The 23,470-nt window shown below is 58.4% G+C and carries 1 protein-coding gene; it reads right to left on the bottom strand.

The features are described 5' to 3' along the window. Window positions 1-11 precede the first annotated feature (11 nt). On the bottom strand, window positions 12-23,429 hold the full coding sequence (locus tag B9Z48_RS18755; protein ID WP_233261195.1) for an Ig-like domain-containing protein: 23,418 nt from the start codon (window positions 23,427-23,429) through the stop codon (window positions 12-14). Between the last annotated feature and the right edge of the window lie 41 nt (window positions 23,430-23,470).

The following is a 23,470-nucleotide window of genomic DNA, read 5'->3' as shown; positions in this document are numbered from 1 at the left end:
CCCTTTTTGGTTTAGCTGGTCTGGTGAGACTGCAGCATGTGCTGGTCAATCAGCAGTTGCGCTGACGGGTCGGTGGTGCCGGTGTAGACAGCGTAGTTTTGGCCGTTTTGGTTGACCACGTTGCCGGTGTCGGTCCACTCACCCTCGGTCAGCATCAGCTTGTCGTTGGCCGCGCCGGTCAACATCAGCTGGTGCACACCGTTGGTGGGCGGCAGGCTCAACACATCGGCCAAGGTCAACGACACCTTGTTGGCACTGGTATCGGTGGCCATGTCCACTTGCTCCAAGCCCTTGACGATGCCGTTGAAGCTCATGTCCTTGAGCAAGGTGGTCAAGTCCAGGCTCTGACCGAAGCTGAGCGAGTAGGTGCTCGACTCGGCAGCACCCGTGCACACAGCAATGGCGGCGGCCACGTCTTCGGGGGTGATGTCCACGTTGGTGGTTTCAACCAGCGCTGGCTCGACCAGAGGACGCGCACCCACAAAGAACGCCTCATCGATGAGTTGGGCTTCGTTGAGAGTTACTTCGATCACGTTGGCGTCTTCAGCTTGCACGGTCTGGCCCAGCGGGTTCAGCGCAGCCAGCTCTTCGTCGCTCAGCAAGTACGGCTTGTTGTTGAACTCGGTCACGATGGCGGCGGGCAGAAGTTCTGCTGTGGTGGACTCTGCCAGCGTGGCATCGCCCGCAACCGAAGCGTCTGCTGCCAACTTGGCGCTCGACAAGGACGAGGCCGTTGCATAAGCAAAGGCAACGTCGGCAATCAGCATGCTGGTGCCGTCGGCCAAAGTCGCCGTCGACTGACCGGCTTCGAACACGCCGTCCTCAGGCGTGCGCACCACGCCGTCGCTGACCAGGTTGATCTCGGTCACACCCAGATCCGCCAAGCTGCGCACTTCGCCGACTCCGCTGATGCCGTCTTGGTTGGCGTCTTGCCAGACCGAGAACTGGGCAAACTTTGCGTCGGCGGCGTTGAACTTGCCGTCTTGGTTGGTATCAAACGCATCGGCCAAGCCTTCCAGATCGGTTGCCGTGCGGGCGAAGCCCAAGGCATCCATGCGGTACGTTGTGGCGTATTGACCAAACGCATACTGGCTGTTGTTGTACACCAAACCGTCTGCAAACTTGTCCCACACCAACACGCCGTCTTGGGCACCGGCCCAACGGGTCAGGTCCATCAGACCGTCGCCGTTGACATCCATCGTCACCTGGCCGTAGCTCAACATGCCGTCAAGGTTCAGGTCCAACACCACAGGTGCTGTCACAGCAATGCCCACGGTGTCAGAGGTCAGGCTGAACTGCGCCTTGCCACCGCGTGGCGTGGTGTCGGTGTACACGCCTTCGGTGATGTTGGCCGTCACGTCCCATGCGCGGAAAGTGAAGGCGTCTGTCACCGTACCGGCCGTGGTGGTTTTGTAGAACACGCGGGTGTTGCTGTCAGCGGCCAAGAGCAAAGCGTTGGTCTCGCTCACACCTGTGGCCGTGAGCCAAGTGGTGCCGCCGTCGACTGTGTAGTACAGCGTGGCACCCGCACGCACACCCGTGATCGCAATGCCTTTGGCCACACCCGCGCCATCGGCATCGGTGATGCCGCCGACCAGAGAGCTGACCAAGTCACCGGCGGTGGTGTTGCCATTAACCGGTGCTGCTGCACCTGCTGACACGCTGGTCAATGTGGGCGATTGGGCGGCGTCCAGGACTGGGGCTGCGTTGGACCCAACAACCTGTAAAGCAGTTAACCAAGGATTTGTGTCAACCAAACTGGAAGTCGAACCATCAGTACCCATACCTACGTGCGTCGTTGCACTGGTTGATGTTGCAGCCATATAAAGACCACCACGCCATCCAGTAGGTACGGCATTGTTTCCTGAATTTATTGGAGCGTTATCCCAAACCGCCAACAATTCATCATAAACAGAGTTGTTCGTAGCCCCTCCGCCTGTGGCGGCTGTTTGGCCATTTTGCAATCCGCCAGTGGCATAAGAGGTTATGTTGCCATTGATTGTTGGCACAGATACCTGCACGCCATTGATGGTTGCGTAACGGTACACGTCATTGGTACCTGTTCCAGCGTTTGGATTTACCACACCGTTAATGTCTTGATTAAAAATCGCATCCAAAGAATCATGTGTGGCGCTGTCCGCACCGCCGTTCAGGCTACCCACATCAGCACTCGTGCCATCCCCCGAACGATCCCAGTAGTAATACCACTTGCCTTCCACCTGCACTGGCGCAATCAGCTTGCCGCTGGCACCCAGATCAATCACCGACGAACCTGCTGGTGACGAATCCTTGTTGTCCACCACCACGCTCTTGTCCACAATCACTTGTGAATTGGTGGCTGTGTTCTGGAACACAAAGTAGTTGGTGGTGCCATTGCTGACTTCACCCACGTTGGCCCAGTAACCATTGCCCACTTCCAGCGTCAGCTTGTCTGCGCTGGTGCCGTCCACCACCACTTGGTGGAACTTGGTGGTGGCGCTCAGGGCAGTGCCTGCACCCACGTTGGTCCAGGTCTTGCCGTCGTCGCTGGTGGTGCTGGTGCGGATGGCATTGAAGCCCGCCATGTCGTTGACATCTTTGGCCGAGAGGGTCAGCGTGTTGGCGCTGATGTCGGTGGCCATGTCGATGCGTTCGATGCTTTCGATGCGGCTGTTTTCTTCCAGACCCATCGCGCTTGAATTGGTCACGGCCGTCAGGTCGAGCGTCATGCCTGCGCTCAAGCGGATCGTGTCGAAGCCTTCACCGCCATCCACCAAGGTTCGCGTAGCGCCAGTGTTGGTCGACAAGTTGCTAGCGTCAGACGCTTGCAACACCATCGTGTCGTTGCCACGGCCCGCATAGAAGCGGTCCACACCACCGTTGCCGATGAGGGTGTCGGCATTGATCGTGCCCAGCACCGTCTCGCCTGCCGACGTACCAGTCAAGCTGACGGCATTGCTCACTGTTTGTGGGCTGCTCATGACCAGGTAATAGGCACCATTGCTGCTGTCACGTGAATAATCGCCAACAATCAGGTCGCTCAAGCCATCGCCGTTGAAGTCACCAGCGCCCGATGCTGTCGCGCCAAAGGTGTAACCCAAACCGTCGTCTGTGATCTTGAAGCCCTGAGAGGCTGCCAAGATGCCAGTGTTGAAGTCCAACCCTGTACCGGTGGCGTTGCCATAGATCACAAAAGCCGCTTTACCGACGCTAGGAGCCGATGCGTCACCAAGCAAGAGGTCCGACAGACCGTCCCCGTTGACGTCACCCAAGCTGGACATCTGATTGGCACCAATGGCGCCAAAGTTACCCGCACCTGTCACCTTGTAGCCTTGGCTGGCATTGATGACGCCACTGCTCAAGTCAAGTGCATTGCCTGTGCTGTTGCCGTAGACCACATACACGGTGTTTGTTTTGGTCCCGATCAACACATCGGCCAATCCATCACCATTGACGTCGCCTGCACTGGAAACCTGGATACCCAAACCCGAATTGGCAGCACCCGAAATTTTGAAACCTTGTGATGCGGGAATGCTGCCCGCAACCATGTTCACAGTGGTGGCTGTGGCATCTTTTTGACCATACACCACATAAGCCGCATTGGCATTGGTTGTCCCGATGATGATGTCGGCCAAACCGTCACCGTTGACATCACCTGCGCCTGAGATTTGCTCGGCTGTCTCTACCTGAGCCAGCATCTTGAAGCCCTGGCTTGCAGCAATGGTGCCACTGCTCAGGTTCAAGTTGGTGTTGGCCGTACTGCCATACACCACATAGGCCAAGTCGTCCATGAGCGAGTTCAACACCATGTCACCAATACCGTCCCCGTTCATGTCGCCCGTACCTGAGACACTGAAACCAAAGCCTTTGGTTGTAGGCCCAGTGATGCTGAAGCCCTGGCTTGGCGTCAAAGAACTCACACTCACATTGGTGCTGGTTTTGCTGCCATAAATGATGTAGTCCACACTGGGGCCAGTGTTCAGGAAATCAGACGGTGCACTGACCATCACATCGGCCAAGCCGTCGCCGTTGATATCGCCAATGCCCGAGACACTACGTCCAAGCTGGCTGCCCACTCCGATTGAGTCGCGCGTGCCGGTGATTTTGAAGCCTGCCGTTGCGTCAATGCTGTCGTTGACCACATTGGCCCCCAAGCCCGCCGAATTGCCATAGACAACAAAGGCCGAACCAGTTTGGCCGCTGGACGAAATGGCACCCACAATGACATCGTCATAGCCGTCGCCGTTCACATCGCCAGCGCTCGAGAGGGAATACCCCAGAGAAATTTGCGTGGTGCTGCCATAAGCCGGCAAAGCAGGAATACTGCCATCGGCATTCAGCGTCAAGAAGTTGAACGTCGTTGTGTCTGTGATGCCTGCATAAGCGTTACCGCCCAAGTCCTTCACAGCGGTGGGAGCCACCTTCACGTAATAACCCCTGCCAGCGGTCAAATTGGCGCTGGGGTTGATGGTGAGTGTGTTGCTGTTCCAGCCAGCCAAAGTGCCGCCCGCGCTGCCCACACCGGTGGCCGCGTTGAAGCTTTCCACCAGCGCGTTGGTGCTGGCGTTGTACAGCTCGATCACGCCCGTGCCTGCTTTGACCACTTCGTTGAAGGTCAGCGTCAAGTCGGTCGTCAGGTTGGTGGCGGCCACTTGGGCGTTGTCGGCCGGTGAGGTGCTCACCAGTGTGGGCGGCAGGTCCATCACCACGTTGGAGATGGCGCTGTCGACAATCACTTGCGAATTGGTGGCCGTGTTTTGGTACACCTTGTAAGTGGCCGCGCCGTTGCTCACGGTGCCCACTTGCGTGAAGCCCGCACCCAGGTTGAGGGTGTCGGCAGCCGTGCCCTCCACCACCACTTGGTGGAACTTGGTGGTCGCGCTCAGTGCGGTGCCCGTCACGTTGCTCCAGGTCTTGCCATCGTCGCTGACAGTGCCGGTGCGGATGGCATTGAAGCCCGCCATGTCGTTCACATCTTTGGCCGTGATGGTCAGCGTGTTGGCTGCCGTGTCAGTGGCCATGTCGATGCGTTCGATGCTTTCGATGCGGCTGTTTTCTTCGAAGCCCATCGCACCCACATTGGTGATGGCGGTCAAGTCCAGTGTCATGCCTGCACTCAGGCGGAGGGTGTCATAACCTTCACCGCCCTGCACCATTTCACGGGTGCTGCCGGTATTGCTGGCCAGGTTGCTCGCGTCAGACGCTTGAAGCACGATGGTGTCGTTGCCCTTGCCTGCAAAGAAGCGGTCCACGCCACCGTTGCCAACAAGCACGTCGTTGCCTGCGGTGCCAAGCACAGCTTCGTCAGAGGCCGTGCCGGTGAGGTTGATGGCGCTGGTGACGTTTTGTGTGCCGCCCAAAGTGAGGTAATAGGCGCCAGCGTTGCTGTTCGTTGATGGTGCTCCCATGATGAGGTCACCCAAACCATCACCGTTGATATCGCCTGCACTGGCGACAGCGCCACCAAATGCTGTGCCTGCGGGGCCAACAAGTTTGAAACCTTGATTGGCGGCAATGGTGCCCGTGCTGATGTCAACACCCAAATTAGTGGAAGCACCATAGACGATGTACGTCGCGTTGTTACCGCCATCACCAACGATGATGTCTGCCATGCCGTCGCCGTTGATGTCGCCCGCGTTGGAAACAGACCATCCAAAACTGTTTACTTGACCATTGATTTTGAATCCTTGAGAGGCAGGAATCACAGCACCCAACTGAAGGCCTGTGCCGGAACTATTCCCGTAAACAACATATGTTTCAGCTCTGTTTTTCCCACGACCCACGATCAAATCTGCCAGACCGTCTCCGTTAACGTCACCGGCACTGGAAACGGAGAAACCATATGTACTGTCACCAATTACCCCGGCCAATCTAAATCCTTGCGTTGCAGCAATGGTTCCTGACGTCATTGAAACGGCTGTACCTGTTGAGTTTCCATACACAACATAGGCACCACCGCCCCCACTAGAAGTGTTGTTCTCACCAAGAATCAGGTCGCCTAATCCGTCACCATTGACATCACCGGCACTAGAAACTGAATAACCTATGCCATCGAGACCACTGATCACAAAACCACTTGATGAAGCGATCGCGTTGTCAATGCTCAGGGTATTGCTTGTCGGTAGGCTTGTTGTGCCATAAAGCACAAAGGCTTTGCTTTGGCTAGTTTGACCAATAATGAAATCGGCTAAACCATCTCCGTTCACGTCACCAGCGGCAGAGACAGAGTTCGCAAGAGAAGCTTGACCTGATGGTGTAAGAATGTTGAATCCATTACTGGCTGCAATGCCCGCATCAAGATTCATTACCCCTACAGGTGACTGAGCTTTTCCATAAATGACGTACGCTGTCCCACCACCAGTTGATGGAGGCCAACCACCCACCAACAAGTCGGCAAAGCCATCGCCGTTAACGTCGCCAGCACTTGAGACTGAGTAACCGATGTTTTGTCCACTGCTGATGGCAAACCCAAGAGATGGCGCAATGGTGCCATTGACCAAACTCACACCTGTACCCGATGAACTTCCATAAACAACGTATGTTGTTGGCGATGTGTGTACATTGAAATCCCAATTGGTACCCACAATCACGTCATCGTATCCGTCGCCGTTCACATCGCCTGCACTGGAAACAGACCAGCCCAACTTGCTGCCCGTCGCGCCACCGTAAGGCGGCACCACCGGAATACTGCCATCCGAATTCAGCGTCAAGAAGTTGAACGTCGTTGTGTCTGTGATGCCTGCATAAGCGTTACCGCCCAAGTCCTTCACAGCGGTGGGAGCCACCTTCACGTAGTAACCCGTGCCAGCGGTCAAATTGGCGCTGGGGTTGATGGTGAGGGTGTTGCTGTTCCAGCCAGCCAAAGTGCCGCCTGCGCTGCCCACACCGGTGGCCGCGTTGAAGCTTTCCACCAGCACGTTGGTGCTGGCGTTGTACAGCTCAATCACGCCCGTGCCTGCTTTGACCGCTTCGTTGAAGGTCAGCGTCAAGTCGGTCGTCAGGTTGGTGGCGGCCACTTGGCCGTTGTCGGCCGGTGAGGTGCTCACCAGTGTGGGCGGCAGGTCCATCACCACGTTGGAGATGGCGCTGTCGACAATCACTTGCGAATTGGTGGCCGTGTTTTGGTACACGTTGTAAGTGGCCGCGCCGTTGCTCACGGTGCCCACTTGCGTGAAGCCCGCACCCAGGTTGAGGGTGTCGGCAGCCGTGCCCTCCACCACCACTTGGTGGAACTTGGTGGTCACGCTCAGGGCAGTGCCCGTCACGTTGCTCCAGGTCTTGCCGTCGTCGCTGAGCGAGTTAATGCGGATGCTGTTGAAGTCGGCCATGTCGTTCACATCTTTGGCCGTCAGCGTCAGCGTATTGGCTGTGGCGTCGGCACCGAGGTTGATGCGCTCGATGCTGTTGATGCGGCTTGTGCCATCGTTGTTCATGCCACTCACATTGGTGATGGTGGTCATGTCCAGGTTCACGCCGCTGGCCGACACTTGCAGGGTGTCAAAGCCCGTGCCGCCGTCGACCATGGCTTTGACGCCACCGATGGTGTTGTTGGACAGGTTGGCCACGTCAGAGGTTTGCAGTACAACGGTGTCGTTGCCTTTGCCTGCGTTGAAGCGGTCCACGCCGCCGTTGCCGGTCAAGGTGTCGTTGCCACTTGTGCCGACCACATATTCGTCAGACGAAGTGCCATTGGCCAGTGCCACGCTGCCACTGACAAACTGATTGCCGCCATAGATGACATAGGTTTTGCCTGCGGTGTCTGCCGAGACGAGCAAGTCGTCATAACCATCGCCGTTCACATCGCCTGCGTAGGTCACGCTTTCATTTTGGAATGAGCCGCTGTTGCTGCCACCCAAATTATCGCCAGCAGATTGGCCATTGATGACAAAGCCACCACTGCCCAAAGCCACTTTACTCAAGCTGATGGCTGTGTTGTCGGTTTTGCCGTACACCACATACACCTTGCCTGCGTTCGTTTTTCCGACCGGGTCCGCCAAGCCACTGCCCACGACCAAATCAGACAAACCATCGCCGTTGATGTCGCCTGCATAAGACACGCTCAATCCCGCAAGATCAGCAGTGCCCGCCGCATTGATGGCAAAACCTTCCGTGGATGTGCCACTGGACCAGCTTGGCAGACTGATGGCGGCACCAGATGTTTTACCAAACACCACAAAGCTGTTGCCGATGGTTGAACCCATGACGAGATCAGACAAACCATCACCGTTGACATCGCCCGCACTTGCAACTCCAAACGAAGAGCTTACCGAGGTACCACCGTTGATGACATACCCATTTGTCGATGCGCCATTGGTCAAGCTGCTCCAATTGACGGGGGAGCCATTGGTTTTACCAAACACCACAAACGAATACCCTGAAGAGCTGTTGGTGTAGTTTGTGAAGTCACCCTTCGCTGCAATGACCAAGTCAGCCAAACCGTCTCCGTTGACGTCACCTGCATTGGCAATCATCGGTGTTGAGCCTTGATTGGGGGTGTCGATCCTGAAGCCACCAGTGCCTGAGGCCACAGCGGTCAAGTTGACAGGTGATGTGGATGAAGAACCAAACACCACATAGTTGGTACCTGGGTTGGCTGCGCCGTTGCTGGTCGATGTGTATCCGGACACCAATACATCTGCAAATCCGTCGCCGTTGACATCGCCAGCGCTGGACACACTGATGCCTTCAGCCGCACTCAGACCTGCACCATTGATGACAAAACCAGCCGAGCTTGTCCCGGCATTCAATGTTTGAACATCGATTGCAGTCGTGTTTGTTTTGCCATAGACCACATACGTTTTGCCGGAATTGCCCACACCGTTGGCAGACCCCGCATAAGCACCCACGATCAAATCGGCCAGACCGTCACCGTTGATGTCACCGCCACCCGAAATGCTGTAACCCATCATTTCAATGGGTGTGGAATCACTGATGTAGAAACCTGCACTGCCGCCCGAAGCGGTCAAACTGGTCAGCTCCAAAGGCATCAGATTGGCTGAACTGCCAAACACCACATACGAGCGGTAGTTGTTCGAAGCGTATGAAGCACTGATGATGAAATCGTCATAACCATCACCGTTCACATCGCCTGCATTGGCAACGCTGTGGGCGCCGCCATTGATCGAGTCCGTCAACACCACCACAGGCGGTGCCTTGTCCTTGTTGTTGACGACCACCGTCTTGTCCACAATCACTTGTGAATTGGTTTCGGTGTTTTGGTACACAAAGTAGCCCGGGCCACCTGCGTAGTTGACTTCGCCCACGTTGGCCCAGGCACCTGCGCCCACTTCGAGCGTCAGTGCATCGGCAGCCGTGCCCTCCACCACCACTTGGTGGAACTTGGTGGTGGCGCTCAGAGCAGTGCCCGTCACGTTGCTCCAGGTCTTGCCGTCGTCGCTGGCACCCAAGCGGATGCTGTTGAAGTCGGCCATGTCGTTCACATCTTTGGCCGTCAGGGTCAGCGTGTTGGCTGTGGCATCGGCACCGAGGTTGATGCGCTCGATGCTGTTGATGCGGCTGGCACCTTCGTTGACCATGGCGCTCACATTGCTGATGGCGGTCATGTCCAGGTTCACGCCTGCGGCCGACACTTGCAGGGTGTCAAAACCCGTGCCGCCGTCGACCATGGCCTTGGCACCACCGACGGTGTTGTTGGCCAAGTTGGTCACATCAGAGGCTTGCAGCACGACGGTGTCGTTGCCCTTGCCCGCGTTGAAGCGGTCCACACCGCCGTTGCCGGTCAGGGTGTCGTCGCTGCTGGTGCCAATGACCATTTCATCAGAAGCTGTGCCCGTGGCCGTGGCAATGTTGCCGCTGATGAACTGTGAACCGCCATAGATGATGTAGGTTTTGCCAGCATCAATCGATCCAGTGGTGGGGTCGGCATACTGCGCACCCACAATCAAATCGTCGTAGCCGTCACCGTTGACGTCGCCTGCGTTAGAGACATCCACGCCCAATTTGTCGTCGGCTGATTGGCCCTGAATGACAAAGCCGCCAACACCTTTGGCCACATCAGACACGTTGATTGCGGTGGCATCTGTTTTGCCATAGACCACAAACGTTCGTCCCGGTTGTGTTGCATAAGAACCTTTGGCGCCAACGATCAAGTCGGCCAAACCATCGCCGTTGATGTCACCTGCATAAGAGACACTGCTGCCCAGCAAATCGCGATCGAGCTCACCGTTGATGACATATCCACCTGTACCACCGGCGATGGCCGTCAGGTCCACGGTGGCATTGTTCGTTTTACCAAACACCACATAGCTCTTGCCCACGTAGGGAACACCCACACCATCGCTGATGCTGTAGGCATTGTTCGCACCCAAAACCACATCAGACAAACCATCACCGTTCACATCGCCTGCGTAAGAAAGCGAGAACCATGATTGCTCCGCCGGATTCTGACTCTGGATTTTGAAGCCGTTGGTACCTAGGTTGTCAATCCTCACAGTCGTGTTGTCTGTTTTGCCAAACACCACATAGTCTTCAGTACGGCCGTAGTTGTATCCCGAGAACATCACATCCGCCAGACCGTCACCGTTCACGTCGCCAGCGGTCGACACGTTGTAACCCGCCATAGCGCCTGCTGGGCTGCCCAAGATCGACTTGCTCCAGCCTTGAATGACAAAACCTGCCGTCGAACTGTTCACGTTCATGGTCGATGGATTGGTTTGTCCAAACATCACATACACAGAACCCTCATCCGTGGTGGCCGCGCTGATGCCCAAGCCAAAGGAGCCCACGATCAAATCAGCCAAGCCATCGCCGTTGATGTCGCCACCGTTGGACACACTCGTGCCGAAATAGTCTGCCGTCTGTAAGCCGTTGACCACAAAACCGGTCGTTGCAGATAAAGAACCCAGATCGACGGCTGTGCCACTGGTTTTGCCGTACACAACATACGCCTTACCTGGACCGTCGTTGGTGGATCCACCATCAATCACCAAATCGGCCAAGCCATCGCTGTTGATGTCGCCCGCTGCAGACGCCGACCAGCCTATGCCGCCGTACAGCGTGCTCACCCCCCCATTGATCACAAAACCTTTGGTGCTGGTGCCAGCATTCAACGTTGACAAATTGAAGGGCATCAAATTGGCAGGTCCACCAAACACCACATAGCTGCTGCCTGCATCACTCCGACCCAAGGGGTCAGCTTTGCCTGCACCAATGATCACGTCGTCATAGCCGTCACCGTTGACGTCACCCGCATTGGACACACTGAGGCCACTCCAGTCCCCTGCAGCCACCCCATTGATCGAGTCTGTCAACACCACCACAGGCGGTGCCTTGTCCTTGTTGTTGACGACCACCGTTTTGTCCACAATCACTTGTGAGTTGGTTTCGGTGTTTTGGTACACAAAGTAGCCCGGGCCACCTGCGTAGTTGACTTCGCCCACATTGGCCCACGCACCTGCGCCCACTTCGAGCGTCAGTGCATCGGCAGCCGTGCCGTCCACCACCACTTGGTGGAACTTGGTGGTGGCGCTCAGGGCAGTGCCCGTCACGTTGCTCCAGGTCTTGCCGTCGTCGCTGGCACCCAGGCGGATGCTGTTGAAGTCGGCCATGTCGTTCACGTCTTTGGCCGTCAGGGTCAGCGTGTTGGCGCTGGTGTCGGTGGCCATGTCGATGCGCTCGATGCTTTCGATGCGGCTGTTTTCTTCCAGGCCCATCGCACCCACATTGGAGATGGCGGTCATGTCCAGCGACATGCTCGCGCTCAGGCGGAGGGTGTCAAAGCCTTGACCACCCTGCACCGTGGTTCGAGTAGCACCGGTGTTGCTGGCCAAGCTGGTTGCGTCAGACGCTTGCAGCACGATGGTGTCGTTGCCCTTGCCTGCAAAGAAGCGGTCCACGCCACCGTTGCCATTGAGGGTGTCATCACCTGCAGTGCCGAGCACTGCCTCGCCAGCGCTTGTGCCGGTGAGGTTGACGGCGTTGCTGACGGTTTGTGTGCCGCCTAGGACGATGTAGTAAGCACCTGAGTCACTGTTCGTTTTGTTCGCACCAATCACGAGGTCGCTCAGCCCATCACCATTCACATCACCAGCGTTTGAAACGGAATTACCAAAATATCCGTAGGAAGTGGCGGTGAGTTTGAAACCATCGCTTGCTGCAATCGCGCCAGAGCTAATGTTTAAACCTGTGCTCGACGTTGTGCCATAGACAATATAAGTAGCACCCACACCACTGCTGTTAAACGTGGCACCAACAATCAAGTCCGATAAACCATCGCCGTTCACATCACCTGCACTTGCAACGGAAGATCCAAGCTGCGTTCCAGCAGGCCCGGTGATTTTGAAACCGCGACTAGATGCAATGGTCCCACCTGTTGTATTCAAATCAACGCCTGTACCGTTTGCAGCACCATAAATGATATATGCCGCGCTTCCAGCATTGGTAGCATTGGGACCATTGTCACCCACAATCACATCGGCAAATCCATCGCCGTTCACATCGCCAGCACTTGAAACGGCAAAACCAAACTGTGTAGTAGTTGTTAGTCCGGTTAATTTATAGCCTCGTCCAGCAGAAATCGTGCCCCCGCTAAGGTCTACGCCGGTGCCCGTGCTGTTGCCATAAACAACATAGGCTTCTCTTGAGCCGTACGCAGAAATGATTTGATCTGCCAAGCCGTCGCCGTTCACGTCGCCTGCGTTTGAGACCATCCAACCATTTGAACTGTTACTTTGACCACTGATTTTGTAACCACTTGCGGCGCCGATGGAACCACTGCTCAAATTAATATCTGCGCCAGTTGTGTTGCCGTAAACAATATAGCTTGCACCTTTATTATCGTTGATTGTTTCGTAGGGTGCACCAATAATCAGGTCCGCCAAACCATCACCGTTCACGTCACCACCGCCTGAAACAGCCCTGCCGAAAAAACTTCCACTTAAGCCTGAGATTTTGAAACCGCTACTGGCAACAATACTGCCGCTGCTCAAATTAACGCCTGAATTTGACGCACTACCGTAAACCACATAAGCAGCAGCCGTACTCGTTAAAGAACCATTTGCACCAACAAGCACATCAGCGAATCCATCGCCGTTGATATCGCCAATGCCTGATACCGTGGTTCCCAAATAGCTGCCAGATTGACCTGATATTCTGAATCCCAAACTAGGGGCAATAGTGCCACTGGTTAAGACCACCCCAGCACCTGCAGCATTGCCATAAATCACATAGGCAGCGCCCGCATCGGTGGCCGTGGTGTACGCACCAACAATCACATCGTCATATCCATCACCATTGACGTCGCCAGCACTAGACACTGAAAAACCCAAATTGCTACTCGTCTGCCCACCATAAGGCGGGAACACAGGAATACTGCCATCCGTATTCAGCGTCAAGAAGTTGAACGTGGTTGCGTCTGTGATGCCTGCATAAGCGTTACCGCCCAGGTCCTTCACAGCGGTGGCAGCCACCTTCACGTAGTAACCCGTGCCAGCAGTCAAATCGGCGGTGGGGTTGATGGTGAGGGTGTTGCTGTTCCAGCCGGTCACCAAGGCGCTGCTGGTCACATCAAAGCTTTCCACCAGCACGTTGGTGCTGGCGTTGTACAGCTCAATCACGCCCGTGCCTGCTTTGACCACTTCGTTGAAGGTCAGCGTCAAGTCGGTCGTCAGGTTGGTGGCGGCCACTTGGCCGTTGTCGGTGGGTGATGTGCTCACCAAGATGGGGGCGGTGACGTCGCTTGGGGCAATCGTGTAAGTGAAGGTGTTCGACACCCCACTCACATTGTTGCTGGCGTCCGTGGCCTTGGCGGTGATGGTGTACAGACCGTTGGCCTGATCGGCCGTGGGTGTGTACGTCCACACGCCTGCACCGTTGGTGGTGGTACTGCCGATTTCGACGTTGTTGTTGTACAGCTTGACCACGCTGCCCGCTTCGGCCGTGCCGCTGAGGGTGGGCTTGGCGTCGTCGGTAGTGGTGCCGCTGGCGTTGTTGCCGGTGGCGCTGCCCACGTCGTCAAAGTAGCTGACGATGGCCGGCGCTGCAGGCGCACCCAGGTCTTTGAGCGTGATGGGCGTGCCGCTGAAGGCGGTGGTGCCACCGTTGCTGCTGGCGTTGGTGGTGGCACCGTTGGTCAGGCCTGCGGTGCTGGTCTGGCCCGACATGTCGATCAAGCGGGCGCTCAGGTCGTGCAGGTTGAGCGTGGCCACACCAGATGCCGCCTGGAAGCGGATGAGTGTGGTGGGGGCCAAGAACACGGCATTGCTGTCACCCAGGCCTGGGGCCAGGGGGGTCCAATTGGTGCCGTCGGTGGACCACTGGTACACGCCTTGGTTGCTTTGCTCTGTGCTGGTGCCCGCGTCGGTGATGGCCACGCCTTTGAATTGGCCATTGGCCACGCTGGTGCCGTCTACGTCGGTAAAGCGGGTGCCAAACAGCTCTTGCACGGTCTGGCCTGCGGTGGCCACTGGGGCAGGCGCTGTGGTGGGCGTGCCAAAGTCGGTGACGCTGAGCGCGGTGTTGATGTACACCGTGGCACCGGCCAGGGTGTAGGCCTTGTAGCTTTGGCCGGACACAAAGCCTTGGGCTGCGCCGAACTTGGCGATCAGGTCGGCACCGGTTTCGGTGGGGCCTGCGGTCCATTGGCTGGTGCCGCCCACCTGTGGGTCGGCCAGCTGCACCGCGTCGCCGCTGTTGCCGTTGACCACGATGAGCTTGGCTTCGTTGACAGCGGTGAGTGCGTTGTCGCTGGCACCCGACAAGAACTTGGCCGATGCGGCGTTGAGCTTGAGGGTGTTGTTGCCGGTGCCGGTCAGGTCAATGACGCTGAAGTTGCTGACCTTGGCCGCGATGGTGGCGTTGGTCAGGTCGAGCGTGGAGCCCGTGCCGTCCAACTTGAGCGTGTTGATGCCCGTGCCTCCGTCCAGCACCATGTTGGCCGCAGTGGCCAGCTGGGTGATGTTGTCGGCGTTGACGATGACGGTGTCGTTGCCTGCACCAGCGTAGATGACATCGGCACCACCGTTGGCGGTGATGACGTCAGCGCCGTCGCCACCGGTGAAGGTGTCGGTGCCACCGGCTGTGGCGCCAGAGAGGAAGGAGCCGCCGGGGGCAGCGAAGATTTGGTTGTAATTGGTTGACGCAGCGGGTGAGCTGCCGAGTGCATAGCTCAATGCATAACCACCACCGGTCAAGCCAACAACGTGCGGCGACGAGTACCTAGTCGAATCAGCCGTGGTTGTCTGTGTCATTGGCGCACCAATGGGATTGCCGTTGGCGTCAAAAGATTGAACACGAAGTGTTCTCTCATATGAATTCACAGGATCTTCAGTCCAAGTCATGACAAAGCCACCACCGGCCAAACTTGCAATATCAGCAAAATTGTCTGATGCGCTGGCCGACACATTCTTGACTGGGCCCATGGCTACGCCATTTGCACTGTATTGCTGGTAGTAGGAGTTTTTGGGAGCCGGAGCAGAGTTCCAGACTACAACGTAACTGTTGTCCTCAAGTACCGCCACTCTTGTTCTCGTTGTCTCAAATGCAGAGCTGGACACCGTTGTCACCCCACCATTGGGTGTTCCGTCGGCGTTGTACCTTTGGGTATAAATACTGCTGTTAACAACCCCTTCAAGCCAAGAAACAACATATCCGCCGTCACTGAAAACACTCAGAGCTGCACCTTTTGCGTCGGTGGGTGATCCCACTTTGAAAGCGGCCCCTACGCGTGTGCCCGTTGCATCAAAACGTTCTACAGCGCTGCCTGCGGCGTCGTAAGTGATGACAAATCCACCGTCTGGAAGACCTGTAATGGTTCTTGTAGCATTTTCTACTGGTGAACTACCCGCTAAAAACGAGTTCACTCTGAAGGCACTGCCTATTGGACTGAAATTAGCATCCACTCGCTGAACATAAAGGAGAGAACCACTGGAAACCATGACAACGAAATCACCATTCGTCAGACTTGTCACCGTTGGGTAAAGCGCTTGCGTGACCGTCCCTGCCGATGAAGCAAACAAATTGGATGAAATAGGACCAACCGCCGCTCCACTCGCATCAAATCGCTGAGCCATGGTCGGCCAAGGGAAAGAGTCCTGGCTTGTATAAATGGTCACCCAACCGCCATCTGGCAGTGCAACCATAGGTTTGTTGTGCTCCAAAGTCCTTGAATTCGCTGCAACCGCAGCACCACCCGAAGCCCCCTGTCCAAACGTCCCATAAGCCTGCGTAGCCGAGTTGCCCTGCCCGGCCAAGCCGTTGGCTCCGGTGTAGGCACCGTCCATCACGCTGACGCTGGTTGCGCCGTTGCCCGATGCGGGGGTTTGCACGTCCACGGTCCACTCGTTGGTGGTGCCCACGCGGGTCAGTGACCCGGCCTTGAGGGTGCCGTTGCTGACTTTGATGTCGGCCTCGGTCAGGGTGGCAGCGTCGATGCCACCACTGAAGCTGAGCGTGTAGCGCACCAGGCCTTGGGCCACGGTGGTGCCACCGCTCACGAAGTTGCCTGCGTTGGTGCTGGCGTTGTCGGTGATGCTGACAGTCACCGCGTCTTGCCCTTGCAGCGGGTTGTTCACCAAGCCGTTGGCCGGGTTGGGCACGGGGGCGGTGTTGGTGATGGCCACCACGATGTCCACGGTGTCTTGGTCGGTCAGTGTGCCGCCTGTGCCGGTATTGCCGTTGTCGGTGGTGGTCATCGTCAACTTGTCGGTGCCGCTGTAGCCGCTGGCGGGTGTGTATGTCACGGCGTTGGCGCTGGCCAGCAAGGCGTTCAGGTTGGCCAGATTGCCAGACAAGGTAACGCTGCCTGTGCCGTTGGTGGACAAGGTCACGCCGGTGCCGCTGGCCACGTTGATGGTGCCGTGGGCCACCGCCAGTGTGACGGTGAAAACCTGCGTGCTGCTGGTGCTGGCTGATGCATCCGGGTCGGCAATGGCCAAGCCGGTGATGACCTGGGCCGTCTCTGCACTGGTGTTTTGTGCACCTGGCACTGTGTTGATCGGCGCGTCGTTGACGGCACTAACGGTGATCACGACGGTGTTGATGGCGCTGGTGGCGCCTGCGCTGTCTTTGGAGACGATGCTCAGGGTGTCTGCGCCGTTGTAGTCGGCGTTGCCTGTGTACTTCACTGTGGCCAGCGCGGCGTTGATTTGCGCTTGGGTGCCGCTCAGGGTCAGGGTGCTGTTGTCGTTGGCACCCGAGGTGATGGTGGCACCCGACAAGGTGACGTTGATCGTGCCGTTGAGCACGCTCAAGGTGGTGCTGGCCAGGTTGCCATCGGCGTCGCTTGCGCTGATGCCGGTGATGGCCAGGGCAGTGTCTTCGGCCACGGTTTGTGCGCCGGGGTAGACGTTGCTTGGGGCAACGTTGCCGACGGTGGCGAGCACGGCTTCGTCACCGCTGTACGGGGTGCTGCCACCGCGTGTGGTGACGTTGAGTGTGGTACCGGATGCAACGCCTGGGCCTGTGTTGTCGACCACGACGGCACGCAGTTCGGTGTGGCTGGCGGGTGTGCCCACCCATCGCACGAGGTCGGTGCCTTTGAGGAAGACGGCGGCGCTGGTGCTGGCACTGGTCAGCGCGTTCCAGGTGCTGCCGTTGGTGGAGTATTCCCAATGGCCTGCCGGGTTGGTGGATGCGGCTGCAGCTGTAAAGGCGTAGCCTTGCACAGTAGCGCCGCTGTCCACGTCGGTGCTGGCGGGCATGAGCGAGGCCACGGTGGCACCTGCGGCGGGGGTGGTTTGCGAGGCAAGGTAAGCGTTGAGTTGGCTTGCGCTGAGTGAGTCGACAACAATGTAGCCGTTGCCGTTGGCTGTGGTCCCTTCGCTGTTGGTTGTGTCGGCACCTACTGTTAAGGTTGTGGTTGTTTGTGTTGCTGTAAACGTGTAGGTGGCGACGTCCCAGGCGTCCGTTGCTGCGCCGACCGTTTTGTTGTATTCCTGACGCGTTGTGCCGTCAGAGATGAACATTGAGCCACCACCAGCAAATTCTGTTGTGGCACCTTGCCATTGCAAAGCCACGGTGTAGGTTTGCCCCACCACAGTTGTCAATTTTGTCGACATCGATTCGAAGTTGCCGGTTGAGGTGGAGGCCCACATACCGGCCATGCCGCCACCATCAATGGATGTTCCGGCAATAGAAGATGCGACCAGTTTACCTTGACCTGTTCCTTGGCCATTTACGCCTGTCAGGGTATCGGGCGTTTGACTTGCAGGTGTCCAGCCAGTGGGTGAGGCACCTACGACCGCAACCCCATTGATCGGTGTCAAGCTAAGCGGCGTTCCCGGAACGGTTGCTGTTGACTCAAAAAGACCTGCCTTCGATGTCATGGGCTGACTCGTCAGAACTGGGGCATCGTTCAGGCCGTTGACGGTGACGGTGATGTCTTTGCTGGCGCTGCCGTCGGTGCTGGTGACGGTGAGTTTGTCTGAGACTTGCTGGCCTGCGGCCAGGGCCTGGGTGGCGGCCTTGGTGTTGTCCAAGGTGTAGGTCCACGCGCCGGTGCTGGCGTTGAGCGTGAAGTTGCCGTAGGTGCCCACCAAGCTGGCAGGGGTGGCCGCTTGCAGTGTGGCTTGGCCTGCGTCGCCGTCGGTGACGGTGACGGTGCCGCTGGCGTTGGCCAGCGTGTCTTCGGTGGCCACGCCGGTGATGTCGCCGCCGATGGTGGCGTTGTCGTCCACAGGCGTGACGGTGATGGCCACGGTGTCGCTGTCGGTGACGTTTTGGCCGTCGGTGGAGAGCACCGTGAGGGTGTCGTTGCCGTTGTAGTTGGCAGCGCCCTTGTACTGGATGGTGGCCAGTGCGGCGTTGATTTGCGCTTGGGTGCCGCTCAGGGTCATCGTGGCGCTGTTGTTGGCCCCAGCGGTGATGGTGGCACCACCCGACAGGGTGACGTTCAGGTTGCCGTTGAGCACGCTGATTTTTGTGCTGGCCAGGTTGCCGTCGGCATCAGACACGCTGATGCCGGTGATGGCTTGCTGGGTGTCTTCGGCCACGGTTTGGTTGGCGGTGGGCACGGTGTTGACCGGTGCCACGTTGAGGACCACGGCGTAGTTTTGCAGTGCGTTGGCCGTTGTGCCACCGGTGCCGGTGACGCTGGCTTCGATTTGCGTGTTGCTGTCGGCCACCAGGTCGGCACCCGAAACGAGGATGCTGAAGCTGCCGTCTGCCAGCACTGTGCCAGGCAAGGCTGCGCCGTTGACTGTCAAGGTGACGGTGTCGCCTGCGGCGAACTTGCCCGTCACTTTGCCAGTCACGGTGATGTTGCCTGCCGCTTCGGTGCTGTTGATGATGTTGTCAGCCGTGACAGGATCGAGGCTGATGGCCGTGAGCTTGCCAGCGGTGTTGGTGTCTTCGACCACGTAGTCTTGCGCAGCTTCTGCGGTTTGCTTGGCCGCGCTGCCGGGCACGGTGGCCGCGATGCGGGCTTCGACTCGGGTGTCTGTGTCAGCCTTCAAGCTGGCGGTGGTGACGGCGATGCTGTACACGCCGTTAGCGTCCACGGTGCCGCTGAACTTGGTGTCGTTCACCGTCAAGGTGACCACGTCGCCCGCTGCAAACGCACCTGTGGCTTTGCCGGTGAGCGTGGTGCTGGTGACAGCGCCTTCGGTGGTGTTGATGATGTTGTCGCCCGTGATCGGATCCAGCGTCAAAGCGGTCTTGAGCGCTTCGGTGTTGGTGTCCAGGGTGAACGGACGTGGGGTGGCCGAGATGGTGGCGGTGTTGCTGGAGGAGTCGCTGGCCAGGATGCTGGCCGAGACGGCTTGGTCGCCGGTGTCAAAGTCGGCTTTGAGCTTGGAGCCGGGCACGCCTGTCACGCTGTATTTGCCGGAGGCATCCACAGCAGCGCTGTAGTTGGTGTTATCCACCACCACCGTGACGATGTCGCCAGCGCGGAATTCGCCGGTCACAGAGCCGGTGATGGTGACACTACCGCCCTGCTCGGCTTGCGTCAGGAAGTCGTCGCCGGTGATGGCGTCGATGGTGAGCGTGGTGCCTGCAGGAGACGGAGGTGTGGTGTCCACCGCGTAGTTCTGGACCGCATTGGCCAGCGTGCCGCCAGTGCCGGTGACGCTGGCTTCGATTTGCGTGTCGGCATCTGCCACCAGGTCGGCGGCCGGGACGTTGATGCTGTAGTTGCCCGCGCTGTTCACGGTTCCGCTGTAGGCCTGGGTGGAGCTGAGCTTGAGGGTGACCAGGTCACCCGCAGAGAACTTGCCCGTGACCGTGCCGGTGATGGCAATGTTGCCGGTGTTTTCTGCGGCGTTGATGATGTTGTCAGCCGTCACAGCGTCAATGCTGATGGCCGTGAGCTTGCCAGCAGTGCTGCCGTCTTCGACCACGTAGTCTTGCGAAGCCACTGCCGTTTGCTTCGTGGCGCTGCCGGGCACGGTGGCGTCGATGCGGGCTTCGACTTGGGTGTCGGTGTCGGCTTTCAGGTCGGCGGTGTCCACGGTGACGGTGTATGCGCCTGCTGCATTGACGGTGGTGGTGTAAGTCTTGACGCTGCCGGTCAGGCCCAAGCTGATGGTGACGATGTCACCGGCTGCAAATGCGCCAGTGGCTTTGCCCGTCAGCGTGGTGGTGGCGTTGTTGCCTTCGGCCACGGTGATGACGTTGTCGCCTGCAACGGGGTCCAGCGTGAGGGCTGTTTTGGTGGCCTCGGTGTTGGTGCCCAAAGTGAAGGGACGTGGTGTGGCCGAGATGGTGGCGGTGTTGTTGACGCTGTCGCTGGCCAGGATGGTGGCCGAGACGGCTTTATCGCCGTTGTCAAAGTCGGCTTTGAGCTTGGAGCCGGGAACACCCGTCACGCTGTATTTGCCCGATGCGTCCACTGTGGCGGTGTAGTTGCTGCCGTCCACGGTGATGGTGACTTTGTCACCGGCTTTGAATTCGCCCGTGACGCTGCCGGTGATGGTGACGTTGCCGCCCTGCTCGGCCACGCTGATGAAGTCGTCGCCGGTGATGGCGTCAATCGTGAGCGTGGTGCCAGCGGGTGACGGAGGTGTGGTGTCCACCGCATAGTTTTGCAGTGCGCTGGCCGCTGTGCCACCGGTGCCGGTCACGCTCGCTTCGATGGTCGTGTTGCTGTCAGCGACCAGGTCAGCTGCAGGCACGTTGATGCTGAAGAGACCTTGGGCGTTGACAGAGCCAGGGTACGGCTTGTCCACACCACCCACTTTGAGCATGAGGGTGACGGTATCACCCGATGCAAAGGCACCCGAGACTTTGCCGGTGATGGCAATGGAGCCCGTGTTTTCTGCAGCATTGATGATGTTGTCAGCAGTGACAGTGTCGATGCTGATGGCCGTGAGCTTGCCCACGGTGGTGCCGGTTTCGACCACGTAGTCTTGCGCGGCTTCTGCGGTTTGCTTGGCAGCGCTTCCGGGCACGGTGGCCGCGATGCGCGCTTCGACTCGGGTGTCGCTGTCGGCCTTGAGGTCGGTTGTGGTCACAGCAATGCTGTACACACCAGCTGCGTTGACGGTGCCTGTGAACTTGACGTCGTTCACCGTCAAGGTGACCACATCGCCCGCTGCAAACGCACCTGTGGCTTTGCCCGTCAAGGTGGTGCTGGTGACAGCGCCTTCGGTGGTGTTGATGATGTTGTCGCCCGTGATCGGGTCCAGCGTCAAAGCGGTCTTGAGTGCTTCGGTGTTCGTGTCCAAAGTGAACGGACGTGGTGTGGCCGTGATGGTGGCGGTGTTGCTGGAGGAGTCGCTGGCCACGATGCTGGCCGAGACGGCTTTGTCGCCACCGTTGAGACCGTTGAAGTCGTTGACCAGCTTGGAGCCAGGAACACCCGTCACGCTGTATTTGCCAGAAGCATCCACAGCGGCGCTGTAATTGGTGTTGTCGACCACCACGGTGACGATGTCGCCAGCGCGGAATTCGCCGGTCACAGAGCCGGTGATGGTGACGTTGCCGCCCTGCTCGGCTTGCGTCAGGAAGTCGTCGCCGGTGATGGCGTCAATCGTGAGCGTGGTGCCTGCAGGAGACGGAGGTGTGGTGTCGACCGCGTAGTTCTGAACCGCATTGGCCAAGGTGCCACCGGTGCCGGTGACGCTGGCTTCGATTTGCGTGTTGCTGTCAGCCACCAGGTCTGCACCCGAAACGAGGATGCTGAAGGTGCCGTCTGCCAGCACTGTGCCGGGCAAGGCTGCGCCTTTGACTGTCAAGGTGACGGTGTCGCCTGCGGCGAACTTGCCCGTCACTTTGCCGGTCACGGTGATGTTGCCTGCCGCTTCGGTGCTGTTGATGATGTTGTCCGTTGTGACAGGGTCCAGGGTGATGGCCGTGAGCTTGCCCACGGTGGTGCCGGTTTCGACCACGTAGTCTTGCGCAGCTTCTGCGGTTTGTTTGGTCGCGCTGCCGGGCACGGTGGCCGCGATGCGGGCTTCGACTCGGGTGTCGGTGTCGGCCTTGAGGTCGGCAGTGGTGACCGCAATGCTGTACACACCGGCTGCGTTGACGGTGCCTGTGAACTTGGTGTCGTTCACCGTCAAGGTGACCACGTCGCCCGCTGCAAACGCACCTGTGGCTTTGCCGGTGAGCGTGGTGCTGGTGATGGCCCCTTCGGTGGTGTCAATGATGTTGTTGCCTGCCACAGGGTCCAAGGTCAAAGCGGTCTTGAGCGCTTCGGTGTTGGTGTCCAGGGTGAACGGACGTGGGGTGGCGTTGAAGGTGGCGCTGTTATTGGAGCTGTCGCTGGCCAGGATTTTGGCGTCGATGGCTGTGTCGCCGCTGTTGAAGCCGGCCACAAACTGCGCCCCGGGCACGCCCGCAATGCTGTACTGACCAGACGCGTCCACTGCGGCGGTGTAGTCGGTGCCGCCCACGTTGATGGTGACTTTGTCGCCTGCGCGGAATTCACCCGTGACAGAGCCGGTGACGGTGACGGTGCCGCCTTGCTCGGTGGCGCTCAAGAAGTCGTCGCCGGTGATGGCGTTGATGACGATGATGGTGCCAGCAGGCGGCGTGGTGTCGACCGCATAGTTTTGCAAGGCGGTGGCTTTGCTGCCCCCGGTGCCGGTGATGCTGCCTTCGATTTGCGTGTCGGTGTCGGCCACCAAGTCGGCTGCGGCCACGTTGATGCTGAATTTGCCGTCTGCACCCACGGTGCCGGGCACCTGCGCGCCTTTGACGGTGAGGGTGACGGTATCGCCCGCTGCAAACTTGCCTGTGACCAGACCGGTGATGGTGATGGAGCCGGTGTTTTCTGCGGCGTTGATGATGTTGTCGGGCGTGACCGGGTCAATGCTCAGGCCGGTGATCTTGCCGACGTTGGCACCGTTTTCGACCACATAGTCTTGCGCGGCGGTGGCCGTTTGCTTGTTTGCGCTGCCAGGCACGGTGGCCGCGATGCTGGCTTCGGCTTGGCTGTCGGTGTCGGCTTTGAGGTCGGCGGTGCTCACGTCGATGCTGTAGTCGCCTGCAGCGTTGACGGTGCCCGAGTAGGTTTTGACGCTGTCTGCCAGTCCCAAACGGATGGTGACCACGTCACCGGCTGCAAATGCGCCAGTGGCTTTGCCCGTGAGGG

Source organism: Limnohabitans sp. WS1, from assembly GCF_003063265.1.
Taxonomy (GTDB): Bacteria; Pseudomonadota; Gammaproteobacteria; order Burkholderiales; family Burkholderiaceae_C; genus Limnohabitans_A.
Note: the sequence above shows the minus strand (reverse complement) of the source record. Positions and strands in the feature narration are given on the sequence as shown.